Origin of the sequence: Nostoc sp. NZL (assembly GCF_015714705.1) — a bacterium.
Classification (GTDB): Bacteria; Cyanobacteriota; Cyanobacteriia; order Cyanobacteriales; family Nostocaceae; genus Nostoc; species Nostoc foliaceum_A.
The window spans coordinates 25,896-43,618 of sequence record NZ_WBKL01000070.1 but is presented as its reverse complement, the minus strand read 5'-3'; the positions used below and the strand labels follow the sequence as shown (position 1 = coordinate 43,618).

Sequence of the window (17,723 nt, the reverse complement as noted above, 5' to 3'; positions counted from 1 at the left end):
ATGCCAATGCCCAATCTACCTTTCTACAGGAATATTCGATGCTTCCAGCTTTAATTCTTGAGCGGGGTAATCAGTGAGAGCAAGTGATATCTTCTTGACATCATCAAGTAAAGCTGTGGGAATGCTCACTGTACCTGTAAATGCTGGCCCATTTACAGGCAATTCTGTTGGTAAACCCTCTGTACTAGCGCTCAAGGTTCGTCCTTTATCATCGGTAACATCTAAAAAACTATACAGGAAACGCACAGAATCCTTACCTTTGTTCTGCATTTTCACCTTCAGTAGCAAATCACCACCAGAGTAACGGACAGATTGCACAGTCATGGTTACACCCTGACTCTGGGCAATAACTGGAAAACCTGGCTGGGGTTTTTCTTCAACCACTACTGGGGGTTTTTCCTCTGGCTTCTGCTTGCTGCTATTGGTTTCTTCATCATCTTCCTCTAGCTTTTCCGATTTAGCAGCTTTGGTCTTACCCTCAATTCGCGCCTTGACAATTTTCAGAATTTCTTCCTCTTTTAATAGCACTAGCCCTGTCTGTTGGGAGTTATTTGCCTTATTGCTGGCGAATTTGGTTGTGGGACGCCCATCTGGTGTGGTAACACCTTTAAGTGCTGAACTCCCCAGTTCAAAACCCAAAAAGGCGCTCACAGAACCTGCTCCCATCATCAGGATTAACAAAATCAAAGTAAGAAGTACAGTAGAATTTATTTTCATCGCTGACAAGCTATCACATAAGAATGCTGGTCTATTTAAGAATAGTGAAGCTTTTGACCTCAATCCTTAAAGGAACTTAATCAATATTAGTTTGCACTATTTCATGATCAAATTATGTAGTATAAAAATCTGGTAAACTATTGTCGAGTATTCAAAGGTGGTAAATTTGTGCTATAATTACGCAATTGGGTAAACTTAATGCAATGAGGGATTTGCCTCACTTTAAAATTAGCAAATAAGGTTTACCTAAGAGTTAAATTAATTGACTCATAGGAACCCAAAACCCAAAAAACAAGCGCCTTTGGCCGATTGGGGAGGCAGCGAACTCATAATTCGCCTTCAGGCTGGTTCGATTCCAGCAGGGCGCACTGAACGATCAAAAACCAATAATGTGTTGTGTTACCAGACCCTCAAAGATGATTGGGACATGAGTAATACTAGATTATCTTGAGTATTGCCATCCTGGTTCAACTCCTACAGCTATGATTTGGTAATTTAGCCATTAGTCAATAGTTGCTGACAAATTACAAGGAACTAAGGACTAATGACCCCACAGGCTAGGACTGTTACCGAGGTGGTAAAGTTTCAAACCTGAATTCAGTTCCCACTTTGAGTTTGCTGCTATTCAACCGAGGAGACATCATCAGCGATGTGTCATAAGGATTTGGTAAGTCAGGAGTGCGAATATAAGGATCGTTGCCAACTTGCTGAGTCAGGACATCATGATATAAAGTGTTAACCAACTCAGCATCGCGAGCAATTTCATTTTCTGGGAAGGAACCACCAAAACCGGAACCAGATCCTAGAAATGAGTCTAGCTGACGCTTGAGGCTGCTATTTTCGTAGAAATTGCGATCGTGACGAAAATAAGCTCGTTCAAATACATCATTCGTAGTTTCATAATTGGGTGTTTCCGTTTGAGCAGATGCAACAGAGGGAAAAGCAATACCAGCAGCAAGCAGCACCAATACACCACCAAAGGTTTTTAATTTTATACGCACGTTTCTGACTCCTCAGTTTTTGGGCAATCTTAATTTATGCTTAAGTTCAGAACTCTGATGAGTTCAACCTTTGGTGTAGCACAACTTTTAATGTTTTGTAATGACGTATCCTACTGAAACTCTTACCCACTCAGATATTTGGGCAACCACTCCTGATTTGACCACTTTGCGTCATAAGCTACTAGATTTATTTTGCCAACTTGCTTATCAAGAAGGTGATTTTCTCCTCTCCTCTGGGCTACGTAGTTCTTATTACGTCAATAAAACACAGGTAACACTTCATCCTCAAGGTGCTTTGGCAGTTGGACGGTTGATATTTCCTTTATTACCCGTAGATACACAGGCTGTGGGTGGTTTAACATTGGGGGCTGACCCAATTGTGACAGCAGTGAGTCTAGTTTCTGTTTATGAAAACCGACCGATACCAGCGCTGATTATTCGCAAGGAAGCCAAGGGTTATGGGACAAGAGCTTATATAGAAGGCCCCAGTTTACCAGAAAGTGCAAAAGTAGTAGTCTTGGAAGATGTGGTCACAACTGGGCAATCTGCTCTGAAAGCTGTTGAGCGCCTTAAAGATGCAGGTTATACCGTAAATCAAGTAATTTCACTGGTAGACCGCGAACAAGGGGGAGGTGAGTTGTACCAGTCAGTTGGGTTGAAGTTTGAAACTTTGTTTTCGATTCAAGAAGTTCAAGAACGCTACCGACAACTTGCAAATTCATGAACATTTGATGTACTCCCCGTGAAGGTATGGAGATTCTGGAGTCAACCAGCGATTACAATTTCATACCGCATAACATCACCTAACCCAACAATCTTCGCCGCGTTGCCGTCCAGGTCGTTTTTAGACCTACAAGACGGACAACGCCATTTTCGCTCGGAGATTTCTAACTTTTCAAGGAGATGACTACATTGCTGGAGGGGTACCACGGGTCGATGTAGACTTTCTTTGTCGCCACCCACTCTCAGATGCTTAGAAAGTCGCGGAATGCCAAATCACTAACCTTTCGCCCCCATTATGATAATAGTAATATTTTTCGTTATTGGTGTTATCCTCAGCACAACTGCCAGTTTTGTTTTTGGAGTTCCCTGGCTGATGCCGATTTTCGGTGCTGCTGTTCCCTATCCCATTTTCTTTTTACAAGTACGTCGTCAACAATATAAAAGTGCTTTTTGGTGGATGTTGCTGTGGGGAGTGTTACAGAGTATTGCCGTAATTGTAGCAACAGCGATCGCACCACAAACAGCAGCAAAAGTCATCCTCCGTGGACAGTCATACACTACTGAGATGTTGCACTGGATTCGCACGGGAGAAGGTATGGAAGGAACACTCCGTTTATTTTTACCAGACCATTTATTGCACTACGGAATTTTTTGTATTCTCTGCGTTGTCACCTTAAGTAGCATGGCATTGATATTCGGCACGTGGATGCTGAACTACATGAATTTTTATGTTGCAGAATTGGTGAGAGTTAGCGCTAAACCCTGGTTAGCAGCTATTTTAGGATGGTATCCTTGGTCAATTTTGCGGATAATCGGGTTTATTGCCACTGGGGTAGCTTTAGCTGCTTTAGGATTAAATTTAGTAACTCGCATTAGAGGCGAAGTTCCGAAATCTTCCTTTCCCAAAACTTATATGTTGATTGGGATTGGTTTTGTGATTGCGGATATCGTTGTCAAAGCAGTTCTAGCGCCTATTTGGCAAAAACTGCTGTTGTCTGCGTTGGGTTAAATTAATTCGTAATTCGTAATTCGTAATTCGTAGTTCGTAATTAAGTTTTGCAACGGAGATTTAGACCCCCACCACAAAAATTACTGCTTGTTAGTTGCTATGCAACTTAAACCCCTAGAATTTGTTAAATTAATTTGTTTGCCAGAATTTCCTGGTAGGCTTGGATTGTTTGCCTTGCGATCGCATCCCAGCTAAAATTTTTCAATGCATATTGTTGGGCGTTTAATCCTCGTCGTTGGCGTTCTGCGGGATTTTGCAAAGCTTCTTGCAGTAACTCTAGCAGTGCTTGGACATCTGTTGCACCCACCCAACCCGACTCACTATCACGTATCTGTTGACAAATATGCACTTGGTCAGAAATGACTACGGGTATACCTGCTACCATCGCTTCAGCTACAGCAATCCCAAAATTTTCGTAGTAGGAAGGCAAGACAAATAAATCAGCAGCTTGTAGTAAACTAACTTTGAGTTCACCAGTGACAAAACCTGTAATTGTAGTGTGCGATCGCAGTGGTGAATTTTGAATTTGGGATATTATCTTTTGTTCGTAATCTGGATCTTGAGGATTTGTTCCAGCTAAGACAAAATGAAACTTATAACCAACAGCTAAAAGCTTCTCTAGCGCTGGAATCAACAAATTCAACCCCTTTTTCGGGTCAATTCGTGACATAAACAGCACTAAAGGCACATCCTTTGGTATTTCTAACTGACTAGATACATTTTTAAGGGGGGATTGAGGGGGAATCACACCCAAGGGAATTACCAAATCGGGCGTAGATACTCCAAATCGTTCTGATATTTTAGCTTCTTGATCGCTGGTAAAATGAATTGCTGCGGCACTAGCTAAATTTTGACGTTCTATAATTGCGACATAAAGCTGCTTTAAACGTTTTTTCTTCCGTAAATCAGCCGGATCGAGAGTACCCAAAGGGCGGAAAATATAAGGTAGCTTTTGCTGACGACAGACAATAGCAGCAGCACTACTTATGGGAGAGAATAGAGCATGAATATGTGCTATGTCAAACTCGTGAGCATGACGTTTTAGCCAGTTTAATAAATCTAGGGAAAATTTGTAGCGACGAAACGGGGCACAACGAAAGTAAATTATTTCATAGCCATCTTGTTTAATTGGGCGATTTAAAGGAATATCCAGAGGTGTTTGACCATTATCACCATTACTATCAGTTGTGAGAATTGTAACTTCCACTCCCTCTTTTACCAAAGCTGGAGCTAATCCTAGCACCATTTGACTGGGTCCACCGTAAATCAGAGAAATTGAAGGGACAATTTGTAATATTTTCATTTTTTTATCATTTGCCATTTGTCATACCCTGCGGGTTCGCTGAAAGCGTTCTCGTAAGAGTAGCCGCTGGCGCGTCTACGTCGTTTGTTATTCACTAATGACTAATGACTAACTCTCGATAAAACTCTAATTGCTGTTTAGCTAAAGCTTTATTTGTATATTTAATCATTGCTTTTTGATAACCCATTTCACCCAGAGTATGAGCAAAATCTGGTTTATCCATTACCTGAACTAAGCAATTAGCAAGGGCTTGAGCATCACCTTCAGGAAATACTAAACCAGCTTCGCCAATTACATAGGGAATTTCACCAGAATCGGAACCAATCACAGGTACTTGGCAAGCCATTGCCTCAATTATCACATGGCCAAATTGTTCTTTCCAGCCAACAGAAGTTAAAGTTTTAAACTTGTGTGTTGTTTCTGAAGGCAGTACTAAAGTACTCATTAAATTGATATAATTTGCAACCTCGTTATGGGGGACACTTTCTACTAAAATTAACCGTTCTTTAATATTGTTTTCTGCCGCAATTTTGGTTAATTCAGTTTGCAACTCTCCTCGTCCCAGCAGCAGTAATTTCCAAGGTTTATTTTTCAAACTTACTAAGGCTTGTAAAAGCGTCAATAAACCTTTTTCTTGCACAAATCTCCCAACAAAACCTACTACAAAATCTTCTTTTTCAATTCCTAACTTAGCTGCTAATTGTGGTTGGATTTTGGGGGTAAATAAACTTTCATCTACACCCAGTTGCGGCATGACTTTAATTGCCCCTTTGTATCCCTGTTGTCGCAAAACTTCTGCCCCATCTTGATTCCCAGAAATGATGCCGTGGCTGTGATTGAGGTTATATTTTTCTAATAAAGCAACTGGTAATTTCAGTTCATAGGGTAAATTCCACCAAGTAAAAAATAGATTTTTTGCTTTGAGTCCTAATAGGTGATTTAAAGCAATCATCTGAGTATAAGCTAGCCCCCTAGACCCTTGTTCTACTTGGATTATTTGGGGACGAAATTGTTTTAATAAAGATATCAAATCAGCACCAAAGGTAAGAAGTCCCTGATGATTTTGACTAAAATTAGAAACTGGAACTATTCTAAATGTGCCTTCATCACGGTATTCAGTTTCAATAATTCTATTTTGCACGCCACCTGGTTTCCAGCGCTTTGGTACTACAACTGTCACTTCAACTCCCGGTTCTAGTTGAGATAAAGCGCGTAATTTTTCACAGTTGAGGTCTACGATATAAGTATGGCTAGCAACTAAAATTCTCATTTTTCATTTATTCTTTATTATTCACTAATGACCAATGACTAATAACTAAACTTGTTCATCCAATCGGCTGTAAATTTGGCCATCGTTCCATAGTGATTGGATGACAGTACCCAAGGCTTTGAAAAAACCCAAAGTGTAGAAAATAGCGCGAGTGGCGATTTTGATGGGGGAACCGCTTTTGTTACAAGGTGCGTGTCCGAGAACGTGACAGTCAAATAAACGGGCGTATAGGCGTAAAGCTTGAGTAGCAGTGAGGTTTTTCAGCCCTAGTAGGAAATGGTTGTGGTAAAAGGTGAGTTGATATTTTAGCGATCGCATACTAATATCATGACAACCCCCTGTTTCTTCTCCTAAATGCACCAAATGGGCCTCTGGGTCGTACCAAATCTTATATCCGGTCTGTCGCACCCGCAAACAAAAATCTGACTCTTCGCGCACTGCACTACCGCGAAACCTCTCATCAAACCTTAGTCCATACTTAGTAAAGATTTCGCTGCGAAATGACATGTTACAACCCCTCGCTGTTAGCACTTGCTGGGGTTTGATGGTATGTACTAAATCAATATGATACCAAGCAATTCCTGGATCCATAGCTTGGGGAGGCAGATATTCAATCTCTAAATCTCCTCCAGAATCACCCAATTTCATTCTGTCAAATACCCGTCCGGCGACAGCCCCCACTTCTGGATTTTGCAGATAATTTTTCGCATGGGCTGCTAACAATTCTGGGGTTAGCTGAACATCATCATCAATAAATAATATTATTTCACCAGATGACCGCCGCACAGCATAATTTCGCGCCCCTGGCAAACTTGCCCAATCTAAGCGCAACCATTTGATTTTACCTGCTACCGCCATCTCTTCTAGGTAGGCTTGAATTTCTGGTTGGTGTTTTGGGGTTTGGTCTACTACTAAAACTTCAAAATTTGGATATTCCTGTTTTAGGACATCTACAATGCTATCCCGTAGTGCTTCTTCTCGACCATAGGTCGGAATAACTACGCTAATTAATGGCCAATCATTCATAAGTTTTGTTAAGCAATTTTTCTACTTTGATAATAACCTTATAAAACTTAATTTTTCTGAAATTAAGTAAGCTTCTATTGCCTTGAATTTTCTTCTTTACCTACTAGGTAAGCTTGCTTCTTGCTTCTTGCTTAGGTATTTGTTGGTTTTGCTGCATGACCTGAAAAGTCAGAATTCACATTCAGTCAAATTGTTACACTGCTGCTGCATACAGATTATCAAAGAACTCATTTTGCTTTTCGGAGTTATGCACGATTTGCGCTTGAGCTAATGCTCCTGCACTTAAAAATTCGTAATGTTCTCGTTTATCACTTCTATCAAGAAATTGAATGATTTGTTGCAATGCTTGATCTGCCAAATAGTCATAGGTACTATTTACAATTTCCCAATATTCATCAGTTTTAGTTTTCTCTCCATGCAACCAATTGCTCCAGTGCCTAATCTCATTAATTGGTAAGTCTAAAATATAGCCATTTTCGCCATGACGAATAAACTCTGGTAAGGCACATACGTTAGTCGTAATTGCTGGCGTGGCAACTGAAAACCCTTCGATGATGCTAAAGCCATAAGTATCGTGTAACGTAGCCATTAATTGAAAATGGCTTTGTGATAGTAACTCAATAACTTTTTCATTAGGGATATATTTGTGAAAAACAACGTTATTTAAATTCAGTAACTTTAAATCTTCCAGATATTTGGTAGTATCGGGAAAATCTGTAGGTACTCCTGAACCATGTCCCAGTCCCGATATGATATGAATCTTCAGAGGTAAACCTAATTTTTCAGCTTTCTTTGCTAGTCTTAAAGCAACAACTCCGCCTTTTCTAGCAATGTGATGTCCTACAAAAATAAGCTGTAAATTTTGGTTTGGTTGATAAGTTTTAGCTTGATCAACTCTGGCAGTAAAATTTGGATGAATTACATCTAATTTATTGCTTAATTTTGCTTCTGTTTTCCAGCCTTCTATCCGCTTAATAAATCTCAACTTGGCATAATCTGACATAGCTATAAGTTTTTGACAATTGTCTAGTGCTAAACGATTGTTTAATATTTCATAAATTACTGTTTCTCGTTTATTTTGAGGATTTCTATATAAAACCCGATGATCTTCAAATGTGAGAAACCAAGGTTTATTTGTATATAAAATTCTGTTGAAAGAATGAACAGCCTGGTAGTTTTTCCATAAAGGTTGCCAAGCAAGAAAGCTTCCTAAAGGATACCAAAGTTTTTCTATAGGATATCTACCTGTAGGAAAAGACTTGAGGTGGATTAGTGTATGCCTAGAATTACGTGGTAGGTTAGGAATTCTAATGTGATTCTGACCGCATATAATAACTTTTGTCATGTTTATCTGATTTAAATTGTTTTGAGACGTTTTTTCTTGTTTTTTTGCTGAGGGTTGGCATCTTCTTTATCTTGTTTCTCCAGTTCTGGCAATTTAAAAAGAACTCCCGCAAAAAACCAGTAATAGACAGCAACTGGATCAACATCCAGAGGATAGTAGTAGGTGTTGTAGCTAATAAACAATATAAACACCCACAAAGCTGCTCCGTAACTGCGGAAATTACGGTTCTTTATGGAGCGATAGGTTTTAAAGCCAATAATTGTTAAACTAGTGACCAAACCCAGAAAAGCTAGTACTCCAAGAATTCCAACTTCATAAAGTACTTTGGGATAGTAGGTTTCCACCAGCTTAGTTTTACCCATTACGCGGGCAGAGTTAGTTGCTCGACCTAAGCCACTTCCCAAGGGCCCGTCTACGTTTTTCCAATTCTCTTCAAATTGCTGGACGATAAAATCTTGAGGTGGTGAAGCCTCCCACCGACTGGTAAAACTTGCGGTTCTCTCTTGCACGACAGCAGGGTTAGTCACCATTGCAATTCCCAGAACTAGGGCAAGTCCTATCCCTATGGGAATAAACCGTTTGAGGTTACCAATTTGACCAGTAAGCAATAGTAAAATGCCGAAGCAGGTTGGTACTAAAGCTAAGGCGATTCTCTGTCCAGAAATTACAGCATTGATAAAGACTGTCACTAAAGAACCTAAACCAACCAGCCGCCATATTGGGGAGGGATCGGTGAAGCCGGTGGCAAAGGTAAAAAAGGTGCTGGCAATTAAGAACCATGCCCACTGCCAAGGGGCTACAAATGTCCCTGGTAGGCGAATAACCCCTTCATCGGGACTATATACTAGCGCTCCACCAAAATAACATCTAGCTTCGAGTGTTGCTCTAAATAAGGCATCTCCTTCAAGACCTCTGGTGCCTTCACATGCCCCAGTTAGTAATAACATGTATTGGATGAATCCCAGCACACAACAAATCAGTGTGAGGACAATTTGGAGGCGTGATAAAAATAGAAAATCCCGCTTATCACGAATTAAATAGTAAGCACAACCAAGCAGGGGGACATAGCCTAAAAATACTTTCAGTCCCAGAATTCCCATACCTAAGGGTATTTCTTTCTCTACTTTTTCTAATAATCCCACGCTAGGCGGGTTAAACTGCTGGCCACCATTGACAAACAACAGTGTTAGTACACTGCAACCCAAGACAATATAAAGTGGGATTTTAATGCCTTGAGGAATAATTAGAGGTAACCCCTGTTTACGGCAAGTCTGCCAAAGTCCAATTAGCGCTGGAACATAAAAGGCATCTTTAGCTAATTGGAGTATGGGACTATTACCCAAGTAGTAGGTGATAGTACCTCCAATAGGTACGTAAATGATGAAGGCATATAGTGCTTGTCGGGGGTATTTGTAAGAAAGGGACATGATTATTATCCCCAAGACACCAGGGACTGCTGCTTTAATTCCAGCTACAAAAAAAAGCACAATGCCAAAGAAGACACCGCCAAAGATGGCGGTGGTGAGTATGCTGATGAGTTCTTTACGTGCTTGGGCTGCTTTGCGTTTTTGGGCTAACTGTTCTTTGAGGCTAAGGGTAGAATTTTCCTTTTTAGCCTGCTTTTTCGATTTTTTAGATGGTCGGGATTTTGATTTTATTTTCGGCATAATTGTGATGTAGCCTATCAGCTTCAGGGAAATATATTACAGTTGACAAATTTCTCTGGATTGCTGTAAGTCGTACAATCCGAATTCATCTATAACTGATTGATTTAATAATTTGCGATTAAAAATGCTAAATTTTAATCTTTTTGAATTATCAAAAAGATTTTCTCCTGTATCCAAAATATAAACTGCACCTGGAAATGGTAATAATTTAATGGCTTTTGCTTTGTTTTTTAAAATATCTCTGACTTTGGCATGATCTATATAATATCGATAGTATCCATAGCCGCGATCATATTCTGCGGTTTCGGGCAAATCATTCAAATCATATCGAATAATATTACAACTGCCGCACATCTTATAAAAATTGCTTCTTTTAATATATATATATTTACTGCCTTCCTGATATTTATAACCTTTATTGATAACCCAGCCATCAGAATCAGGATGTTGTTGAATAAACTTGGCTAAATTTTTACTCACACAATCGTCGGCATCAACTGTCATAGTATGAGTGGGAGAAAATTGACGAGCATAAACCAATCCTTTTAATATTTTACGCCCTTTATCTGTGTCTCCTTTAGCTACAGGGTTAGTCTCATTTGGAGGAGAAAAATCGACTGTAATGTATGTTATATGAGGATTAGTAAATTCTATTTTTGGCTTTTCGTGACAAACAACAATAACGTGAAAGTTAGGTGAGGTTTGATTGCAAACTGATTTAATACATCTTTCAAATAATTGTGTAACACGTTCCCAAGAATTGGAAACTTTTGCACTTTTGAGTGGGATAACAAAAACAAGCATTATATTATCTTAGAATAAATAGCTAAGAGAATCTTGAAGTAAATAATAGCACGTTAAGCTGATGCCAGTACTAATCATACTGACGCGGTGAGTTTTGTTAACAAGGAATTAGTCGAACACGATCTAACAATACAAAGACAAATGTCACAGCTTCTACAGATAACTAAGGCTAGTTAATTTGTAGAAGCTGTGACGTAAAATTGGCACTTGTAAAAAGCTGAGATAATAGCTAATTTAATCCATCAAATGCTGTTGGACTTTTGAAACTAATTCATTTGTCCAGTAGTTGGTAAGTTCGGCGTTGGCGGCTTCTACCATTACTCTAATTACTGGTTCTGTACCAGAGGCGCGAACCAAAATTCTGCCGGAATCACCCATTGCAGCTTCAGCAAGAGCGATCGCTTGTTGCACAGGTTGGCAATCTTGCCATCCCAAACGGCGATCGCGATCTACAACTCGCACGTTCCGCAACAGTTGCGGGTAGGTCTGGAAGCTTTGATCTACTAATTCACCCAGGGAAACACCCGCCTCTTTCACCAAAGCTGCTATATGTAATGCTGTTAACAAGCCATCTCCAGTAACAGCATAATGACGGCAAAGAATATGACCTGATTGTTCGCCGCCTAACATTCCCCCAGTCCGCAACATTTCGGCTTGCACGTATTGGTCGCCGACTGCGGTGCGAATCAATTTACCCCCAATTTGTTGCCAAGCTTTCTCAAAGCCTAAGTTAGCCATGACTGTAGATACAATCAGGTTGTCTGGCAATTGTTGGTTTTGCTGTAAATGCCGTCCCCACAGGTAGAGAATGTAATCGCCGTTAACTTGCCTTCCTGTATTGTCTACTGCTAAGACGCGATCGGCATCGCCATCGAAGGCAAAGCCGATGTCGGCGTTGTGTTCTTGTACTGTGGCTGCAAGAATATCTAGGTGGGTGGAACCGCAGTTAACATTAATGCGATCGCCATCTGCTTCGTTATGCAAGCAGATTACCTCTGCCCCCATTTCTGTAAATACTGATGGTGCTAACCCAACTGCTGCACCCCACGCCAAGTCTAAAACAATCTTCATTCCCTGAAGATTTAGGGTACCATTCAAGGGTTTTTTCAACGCCTCGCTATAATGCCCCACTAACTCAAAACGTGAGTGATGCCGTCCACAATTACTGACTCTAGCAATAGGTGATATCTTGCCACGCAGTCCGGCTTCAATTTCTGCCTGCAATATTTGCGGTAACTTCCCACCATTCGCACCAAAAACCTTAATTCCATTGTCTTCTGGGGGATTGTGGCTGGCAGAAATCATCACTCCGCCGATGGCATCACTGATGCTGGTGAGATAGGCAACGCAAGGAGTGGGACATAATCCCAAATACCAAACCTCTAATCCTGCTGCTGTTAACCCTGCACTCAAAGCCATTGCTAGCATATCACTAGAGTTTCTGGAGTCCTGTCCAAGAATGACTGGCCCTATTTGAGTAGCATGGTTACGTAAAATAATCCCCGTCCAAAAACCAACTTGCAATGCTAGGGGCGCACTCAGTAATTCTCCGACTCGTCCGCGAATCCCATCTGTGCCAAATAAGGCATTTGCTGGTAGTGGGATTAAATTCAGCCCAAAACTGCTTTCAATCCCTTTGCCCAATGCATCAACTTCAGAAGCAGAACCCCCAGGAATTCCCGGTGTCCGAGTTATAGATGAAACCATATGTTTAAACACTCCACACAATCACACTGAAAAATAACACTTAAGACTTTATTCAGCAATTTCGACATGCTTTTTCTCTTGAGAAATTCATTCTAGATCAAGCCATGTTTACGTAATAATACTGAACTTACGCCTCTTTAATTGTAAATATTTCATGAAGTCAATATTGGTTTTTACGTTATTAGTAAAGTGTCCACATTTTAGCTAATTATTCCTTTTATGCCCTCAACCTTAGTCTTGATTATCTGTATTACTTCACACTTTGCAATGTTACTCACCAAGAATAATCTGTAATAAATATTACCTTTGTTTTATAAAAAATGTTTTCAGTAAAGCTGAGAAGGAAGGCGAAATTTAGCTAATAACAACGAAAAATCAAAATACCGGAATGTAAAGTTATATTCCATGAGCCTCGTTACTGTGTAAAAAACTACAAAATCCTCGCAACTTAAAAAATTTTAATATAAATTCTCATCAAATAGTTTTAAGGTAACGTTTTAATGGCTTTTTTAGCCGTTAGTGAATTAAAACTCCGGCAGTTAACTTTTTAAAGTTGAGAAATTTAGCATGAGCAGCAATTTAGCAACCAAATTACGTGTAGGCACTAAGAAAGCCCACACAATGGCAGAAAATGTAGGTTTTGTCAAGTGCTTTTTAAGAGGAGTAGTCGAGAAAAACTCTTACCGGAAACTAGTTGCTAACTTCTACTTCGTCTACTCAGCGATGGAAGAGGAAATGGAAAAGCATAGCCAGCATCCAATTCTTTCTAAAATTAACTTTCCCCAGCTAAATCGTAAGTATACCTTAGAGCAAGATTTGGGTTATTACTTTGGTGCTAACTGGAGAGAGCAAATCAAACTATCTCCCGCAGGCGAAGCTTACGTAAAGCGCATCCGAGAAATATCTGCCACAGAACCGGAACTGTTAATCGCTCATTCATATACTCGTTACTTGGGTGACTTATCCGGGGGACAAATTCTCAAAAACATTGCTGTAACGGCGATGAATTTGTCTGATGGGCAAGGAACAGCTTTTTATGAGTTTCCAGAAATTCCTGATGATAAGGCATTCAAAGCGAAATATCGGCAAAATTTGGATGAATTACCCCTTGATGATGCTACAACCGATCGCATCGTTGAGGAAGCTAACGCCGCCTTTGGCACGAACATGAAGATGTTCCAGGAATTGGAAGGCAATTTGATCAAGGCAATTGGTGTAATGCTTTACAATAGCCTCACACGGCGTCGTACACGCGGCAGTACTGAACTCGTCACAGCTGAGTAAACTTTATTAAGTAAAATTTTGTAAATCTAGGGGCAACCTCCCTGGGTTCACCTGAATAAAATCAGGCGATCGCGGGGATGTTGCCCCTACTGCTGTTTATTAGCGATCATGGCTATTATGTTGTAGCTTGTTAATAGCTTGTGCTGCGTATTGATGACCAGGATTCAGTCTAAGTGCTTCTTGAAAAGCAGCGATCGCTTCATCGTTTCTATCGCTGTAGTGAAATAATATATAATTACCTAGTCTGTAGTAAAGACCAGATATCGGCTTTGGCTGAACTTTAGCAGCGAATTGGCGAAAAACAGCCATAACAGAGGATAATCCCTGCTTGTCATATATTGCTTCACCAGTAATTAAACAGGTTTGAAGGTGATAATTAAGTTCAATTACTTGATGGCAAATAGCTAAAGCTTCATCTAGTTTCCCCTGCTGTATGAGTGCTGTAGCTAACATTCTGTATATATATTCATTATACCCATTGGGTTCAAGAGCAATTACTTGACGAAATGCAGCGATCGCTTCTTCTAGTTTTTGTATATCTAACAACCACACTCCTAAATCAGAGTATATCTGAACGCTAGGCTCGATTTTGAGGGCTTGTTCATAAAATGTCAACGCCGCTTCTGTTTTATTCTGATAAGATAATAGTTTTGCTAATCTCACATAAGCTAGAACATCATTAGGTTTTTGTTTGATTACCGATCGCCAAAGGATTTCTGCCTCCTGGTAGTTTCTTATGTTTTCAGCATATTTTGCTTGTTTTATCAATAGCTTAATAGTTTTAGTAGAATTCATTTGCGGTAATCTTATTAATTTCTATCTACAGAATATATAAACCCTGATTCCTAATCTAGTCAGCGATCAGGGAAAATATAAACAGGCACAATTAATTAAATAATGGCAACAAAAATTCCTGTCACAGTGATCACAGGCTTCTTAGGTAGTGGAAAAACCAGCCTAATTCGCCACTTGCTACAAAACAACCAAGGACGCCGCATTGCCGTTTTAGTCAATGAATTTGGCGAACTCGGTATTGATGGCGAATTGTTAAAATCCTGTCAAATTTGCCCAGAAGATGGTGAGGGCGACACTAATATCTTTGAATTAACCAACGGCTGCTTATGCTGCACCGTGCAGGAAGAGTTTTACCCAACAATGCAAGAGTTAATCAAGCGGCGAGATAGCATCGACTGCATTTTGATTGAAACCTCTGGTTTAGCCTTACCAAAACCACTGATAAAGGCTTTTCGCTGGCAAGAAATTCGCAACGCCGCCACTGTGGATGCTGTAATTACCGTGGTAGATTGTGCGGCGGTAGCAGCGGGGACATTTGCTAGTGATCCAGAAGCGATCGCAGCCCAGCGACAAGCAGATGATAATCTAGAACATGAAACACCTTTGCAAGAACTGTTTGAAGACCAACTTGCTTGTGCAGACTTGGTGGTGTTGAATAAAATTGACTTGGTAGATGCCGAGACAAAAGCCAGAGTTGAGGAATTGATTAAGCAAGAGTTGCCCAGAGTGGTGAAGATTGTCGAGAGCGATCTTTCTCAACTAGACGCATCTATATTATTAGGATTTCAAGCCGCAGTGGAAGACAATTTAGATTCTCGTCCCAGTCATCACGATACCGAAGAAGACCACAATCACGATGAAGAGATTACCTCAACTCATGTAATTTTGGATCGTACCTTCGACCCAGAAAAGCTGCAACAGCAGTTAGAAAAATTAGCACAACAACAAGAAATTTACCGGATTAAAGGCTTTGTGGCAGTGCCAAATAAATCCATGCGCCTAGTGATGCAAGGCGTTGGAACCCGATTTGATAAATTTTACGATCGCCCTTGGAAACCAGAAGAGGCTAGGCAAACGCGCTTAGTTTTCATCGGTCGTGATTTAAAGTCTTCAGAAATTGAATCACAACTTGTAGCTTTATAAGTATACCCAGAACCCCGACTTTTTTAAGAAGTTGGGAATCTATATGCTGAAAGTTACGAGTTATGAATAACTAGTTAATTCAAAGCAGAAAACAACAATAACTGAAAATCTTTCAATTGACAAAATTATGACGATATCTCAACTATTTAACGTCGCAAATCTTTTCGTTTTACCTTTTTGGGCATTGATGATTTTATTGCCAAATTGGAAAGTTACACGGCAGATAATGTCATCATATTTGCCTTTTGTGGTGTTAGCTGGGGCGTATTTGTATTTGTTTGTCAATAGCATTACACCAGAAAATGCCCAAGCTTTATCGAATCCACAATTAGCTGATATTGCGCGATTTTTTGCAGATGAAACGGCTGCTGCAACGGGTTGGATTCATTTTTTGGTGATGGATTTGTTCGTTGGCCGCTGGATTTATTGGGAAGGGCAAAAAACAGGTATTTGGACAATTCATTCCCTGTCTTTGTGTTTGTTTGCTGGGCCTTTAGGATTACTATCTCACGTCTTGACTGACTGGATTGCTAAGGCATTTTTCCCGAAGTCTCAGCAGAATGAAACGGCGACGGTAGGAGAAAACGCTGCATCATCATCTGGAACATAATAGTAGGGGCGCACAGCAATGCGCCCTACCACTTATTGCTCTTGTTAGGTAAATTGATTATGGATAATTAGTTTACTTCCATTACCAATTACCTGATTCTAAAATCAATTAAGCGTTGTCGTGTCTATAGTCAGCATCTAACCAACAGCGTGGTAGAACTTCACCTGAAGGAAAAACGAGATTTTCTTTTTTAAAAGTATCCGATTGCTGTTCTTCTTGACCTTCTTGGTCTTTTGCATGAACAACATCAGTATTCGGGTCAAGTAATTCCTGAATTTCAACAATTTTTACCAATTCGCCACTATCTTTGACTTGTAAAAGCATGTAAATTGCTCCAATAAGTTTGCATGAAAGTTCTGAGAAAGTCTCAAGATAAACTCACTCATATCTCAACCGATTTATAAGGCTGAGATTCCTTAATTGTTAAAGGAAATTTTTACCGCTGATGCACACATAAATTGCAAGAGATTCATCTGTGTGTATCTGTGGTTTTATTTTTATAAAATTGAAACAGCGAACAAACTCTCAATTCAGCATCTCAAATCGAATTAGGCAATGCTGACCGAGAAAATTGTTTAATTCAAATAATCTTGCTTTTAGCGATTAGATTTCGCGTTGATATTTCTCCAAAATATCTACTAAGGTGACCTGGCATTGCAGGGGTAGTAAATCGATTAAAGGAACTTCACGTCTACCGCCGCCAATTTTTACTGGAATCGATCCCAATACTTCTAAAACTCGGTCTTCATTTACAGCATTGGAAGTAATTAGGGGATACAGTTGCTCGGCAACAACTGTATGGAGTTTGGCATTAGATAAATAAAGATGCCATTTGGCAACGTCTATGTAGACGCTTTCGCCAATTTCAGCTGCTAGGGCTTCTAGTAGTTCTGTGGTGTTAGTCTTAGCCATAAAAATAACCCTATATTAAGAAAGAGCGCAAAATCTCAGGCTTTTTTACATTATCGCTCACTTAACAGGCTGATTCTACTACCACAGGTTACAATCGCCCCAGCATCAGCAGTCCGTCTTCAGGTGGATTTTGGTGGAGTTTCGGTATAGTTGGCGATCGCACTAATATAAATTAGATGCACCAACACTATTCCTGTCCAACTTGCAGTTACCCACGGCAGCCACTCCCAGGTAGTGCCTTTCAAAATGTGGAAAAACCACAAGCCAGAATTAATAGTAGCAGCGATCGCCACATGCACAGCAAAATTCATCCGGTCATCGATCTTGCGGTAATCAGGGTCTTTGCGATCGGGTTTGCGAGGCCAACGAGGAGGCATAAATATTTGTTACAGATTTAAATACACCCT

At 40.1% G+C, this 17,723-nt stretch carries 18 protein-coding genes and 1 tRNA gene; 6 read left to right on the top strand and 13 right to left on the bottom strand.

Features of this window, described 5'->3' with window-relative positions; translation table 11 throughout:
• Window positions 1–15: 15 nt before the first annotated feature.
• Window positions 16–717: a hypothetical protein gene (locus tag F8R90_RS10175; protein ID WP_190893135.1), complete on the bottom strand. Its 702-nt coding sequence runs from the start codon at window positions 715–717 to the stop codon at window positions 16–18.
• A 295-nt stretch (window positions 718–1,012) separates the two neighbouring features.
• Here F8R90_RS10175 and F8R90_RS10170 point away from each other — a divergent pair.
• A tRNA-Ile gene (locus F8R90_RS10170) sits at window positions 1,013–1,085 on the top strand.
• Between the two features lie 198 nt (window positions 1,086–1,283).
• On the opposite strand, the gene F8R90_RS10165 is transcribed toward F8R90_RS10170, so the two are convergent.
• On the bottom strand, window positions 1,284–1,718 hold the full coding sequence (locus tag F8R90_RS10165; protein ID WP_196510645.1) for a hypothetical protein: 435 nt from the start codon (window positions 1,716–1,718) through the stop codon (window positions 1,284–1,286).
• A 100-nt stretch (window positions 1,719–1,818) separates the two neighbouring features.
• Here F8R90_RS10165 and pyrE point away from each other — a divergent pair, with 100 nt between their 5' ends.
• Entirely contained in the window at window positions 1,819–2,442 is a 624-nt protein-coding gene (gene pyrE / locus F8R90_RS10160) for an orotate phosphoribosyltransferase (protein ID WP_196510644.1), read from the top strand.
• A 294-nt stretch (window positions 2,443–2,736) separates the two neighbouring features.
• Window positions 2,737–3,450, top strand: a complete 714-nt coding sequence (locus F8R90_RS10155; RefSeq protein ID WP_196510643.1) for a hypothetical protein — start codon at window positions 2,737–2,739, stop codon at window positions 3,448–3,450.
• Window positions 3,451–3,574: 124 nt separating this feature from the next.
• Here the strand turns inward: F8R90_RS10155 and hpsP are convergent, their stop codons facing one another.
• The 7 genes from hpsP to glmM all read right to left on the bottom strand — a co-directional run bounded on the left by hpsP (window position 3,575) and on the right by glmM (window position 12,572).
• Window positions 3,575–4,753 carry a hormogonium polysaccharide biosynthesis glycosyltransferase HpsP gene (gene hpsP, locus F8R90_RS10150; protein ID WP_196510693.1) on the bottom strand — a complete coding sequence of 393 codons (1,179 nt, stop codon included), beginning with the start codon at window positions 4,751–4,753 and terminating at the stop codon, window positions 3,575–3,577.
• Window positions 4,754–4,847: 94 nt separating this feature from the next.
• Window positions 4,848–6,023, bottom strand: coding sequence for a hormogonium polysaccharide biosynthesis glycosyltransferase HpsO (gene hpsO, locus F8R90_RS10145; protein ID WP_196510642.1), 1,176 nt, complete (start codon window positions 6,021–6,023; stop codon window positions 4,848–4,850).
• Window positions 6,024–6,068: 45 nt separating this feature from the next.
• Entirely contained in the window at window positions 6,069–7,049 is a 981-nt protein-coding gene (gene hpsN / locus F8R90_RS10140) for a hormogonium polysaccharide biosynthesis glycosyltransferase HpsN (RefSeq protein WP_196510641.1), read from the bottom strand.
• A 193-nt stretch (window positions 7,050–7,242) separates the two neighbouring features.
• Window positions 7,243–8,394, bottom strand: coding sequence for a glycosyltransferase family 4 protein (locus F8R90_RS10135; protein ID WP_196510640.1), 1,152 nt, complete (start codon window positions 8,392–8,394; stop codon window positions 7,243–7,245).
• An 11-nt stretch (window positions 8,395–8,405) separates the two neighbouring features.
• On the bottom strand, window positions 8,406–10,061 hold the full coding sequence (hpsL, locus tag F8R90_RS10130) for a hormogonium polysaccharide biosynthesis protein HpsL (protein WP_196510639.1): 1,656 nt from the start codon (window positions 10,059–10,061) through the stop codon (window positions 8,406–8,408).
• A gap of 36 nt (window positions 10,062–10,097) precedes the next feature.
• Window positions 10,098–10,865 (bottom strand): glycosyltransferase family 2 protein, encoded by a 768-nt coding sequence (locus F8R90_RS10125; RefSeq protein ID WP_196510638.1) that lies wholly within the window; start codon window positions 10,863–10,865, stop codon window positions 10,098–10,100.
• Window positions 10,866–11,099: 234 nt separating this feature from the next.
• Window positions 11,100–12,572 carry a phosphoglucosamine mutase gene (glmM, locus tag F8R90_RS10120; RefSeq protein WP_196510637.1) on the bottom strand — a complete coding sequence of 491 codons (1,473 nt, stop codon included), beginning with the start codon at window positions 12,570–12,572 and terminating at the stop codon, window positions 11,100–11,102.
• A gap of 567 nt (window positions 12,573–13,139) precedes the next feature.
• Between glmM and F8R90_RS10115 the strand changes: the two genes are divergently transcribed.
• Window positions 13,140–13,856 carry a biliverdin-producing heme oxygenase gene (locus F8R90_RS10115; protein WP_196510636.1) on the top strand — a complete coding sequence of 239 codons (717 nt, stop codon included), beginning with the start codon at window positions 13,140–13,142 and terminating at the stop codon, window positions 13,854–13,856.
• Between the two features lie 99 nt (window positions 13,857–13,955).
• Here the strand turns inward: F8R90_RS10115 and F8R90_RS10110 are convergent, their stop codons facing one another.
• Window positions 13,956–14,651 carry a tetratricopeptide repeat protein gene (locus F8R90_RS10110; protein WP_196510635.1) on the bottom strand — a complete coding sequence of 232 codons (696 nt, stop codon included), beginning with the start codon at window positions 14,649–14,651 and terminating at the stop codon, window positions 13,956–13,958.
• Between the two features lie 102 nt (window positions 14,652–14,753).
• On the opposite strand from F8R90_RS10110, the gene cobW reads away from it, so the two are divergent.
• Window positions 14,754–15,794 (top strand): cobalamin biosynthesis protein CobW, encoded by a 1,041-nt coding sequence (gene cobW / locus F8R90_RS10105; protein ID WP_196510634.1) that lies wholly within the window; start codon window positions 14,754–14,756, stop codon window positions 15,792–15,794.
• 127 nt (window positions 15,795–15,921) lie between these two features.
• Entirely contained in the window at window positions 15,922–16,404 is a 483-nt protein-coding gene (locus F8R90_RS10100) for an ABA4-like family protein (protein ID WP_196510633.1), read from the top strand.
• A gap of 108 nt (window positions 16,405–16,512) precedes the next feature.
• Here F8R90_RS10100 and F8R90_RS10095 read toward each other — a convergent pair whose 3' ends face one another.
• From F8R90_RS10095 to F8R90_RS10085, 3 genes are all read right to left on the bottom strand, one after another.
• Window positions 16,513–16,728, bottom strand: coding sequence for an acetyltransferase (locus F8R90_RS10095; RefSeq protein WP_190893112.1), 216 nt, complete (start codon window positions 16,726–16,728; stop codon window positions 16,513–16,515).
• 279 nt (window positions 16,729–17,007) lie between these two features.
• Window positions 17,008–17,316 (bottom strand): DUF3181 family protein, encoded by a 309-nt coding sequence (locus F8R90_RS10090; RefSeq protein WP_190893111.1) that lies wholly within the window; start codon window positions 17,314–17,316, stop codon window positions 17,008–17,010.
• 119 nt (window positions 17,317–17,435) lie between these two features.
• Window positions 17,436–17,693: a hypothetical protein gene (locus tag F8R90_RS10085; protein WP_190893110.1), complete on the bottom strand. Its 258-nt coding sequence runs from the start codon at window positions 17,691–17,693 to the stop codon at window positions 17,436–17,438.
• Window positions 17,694–17,723 lie beyond the last annotated feature (30 nt).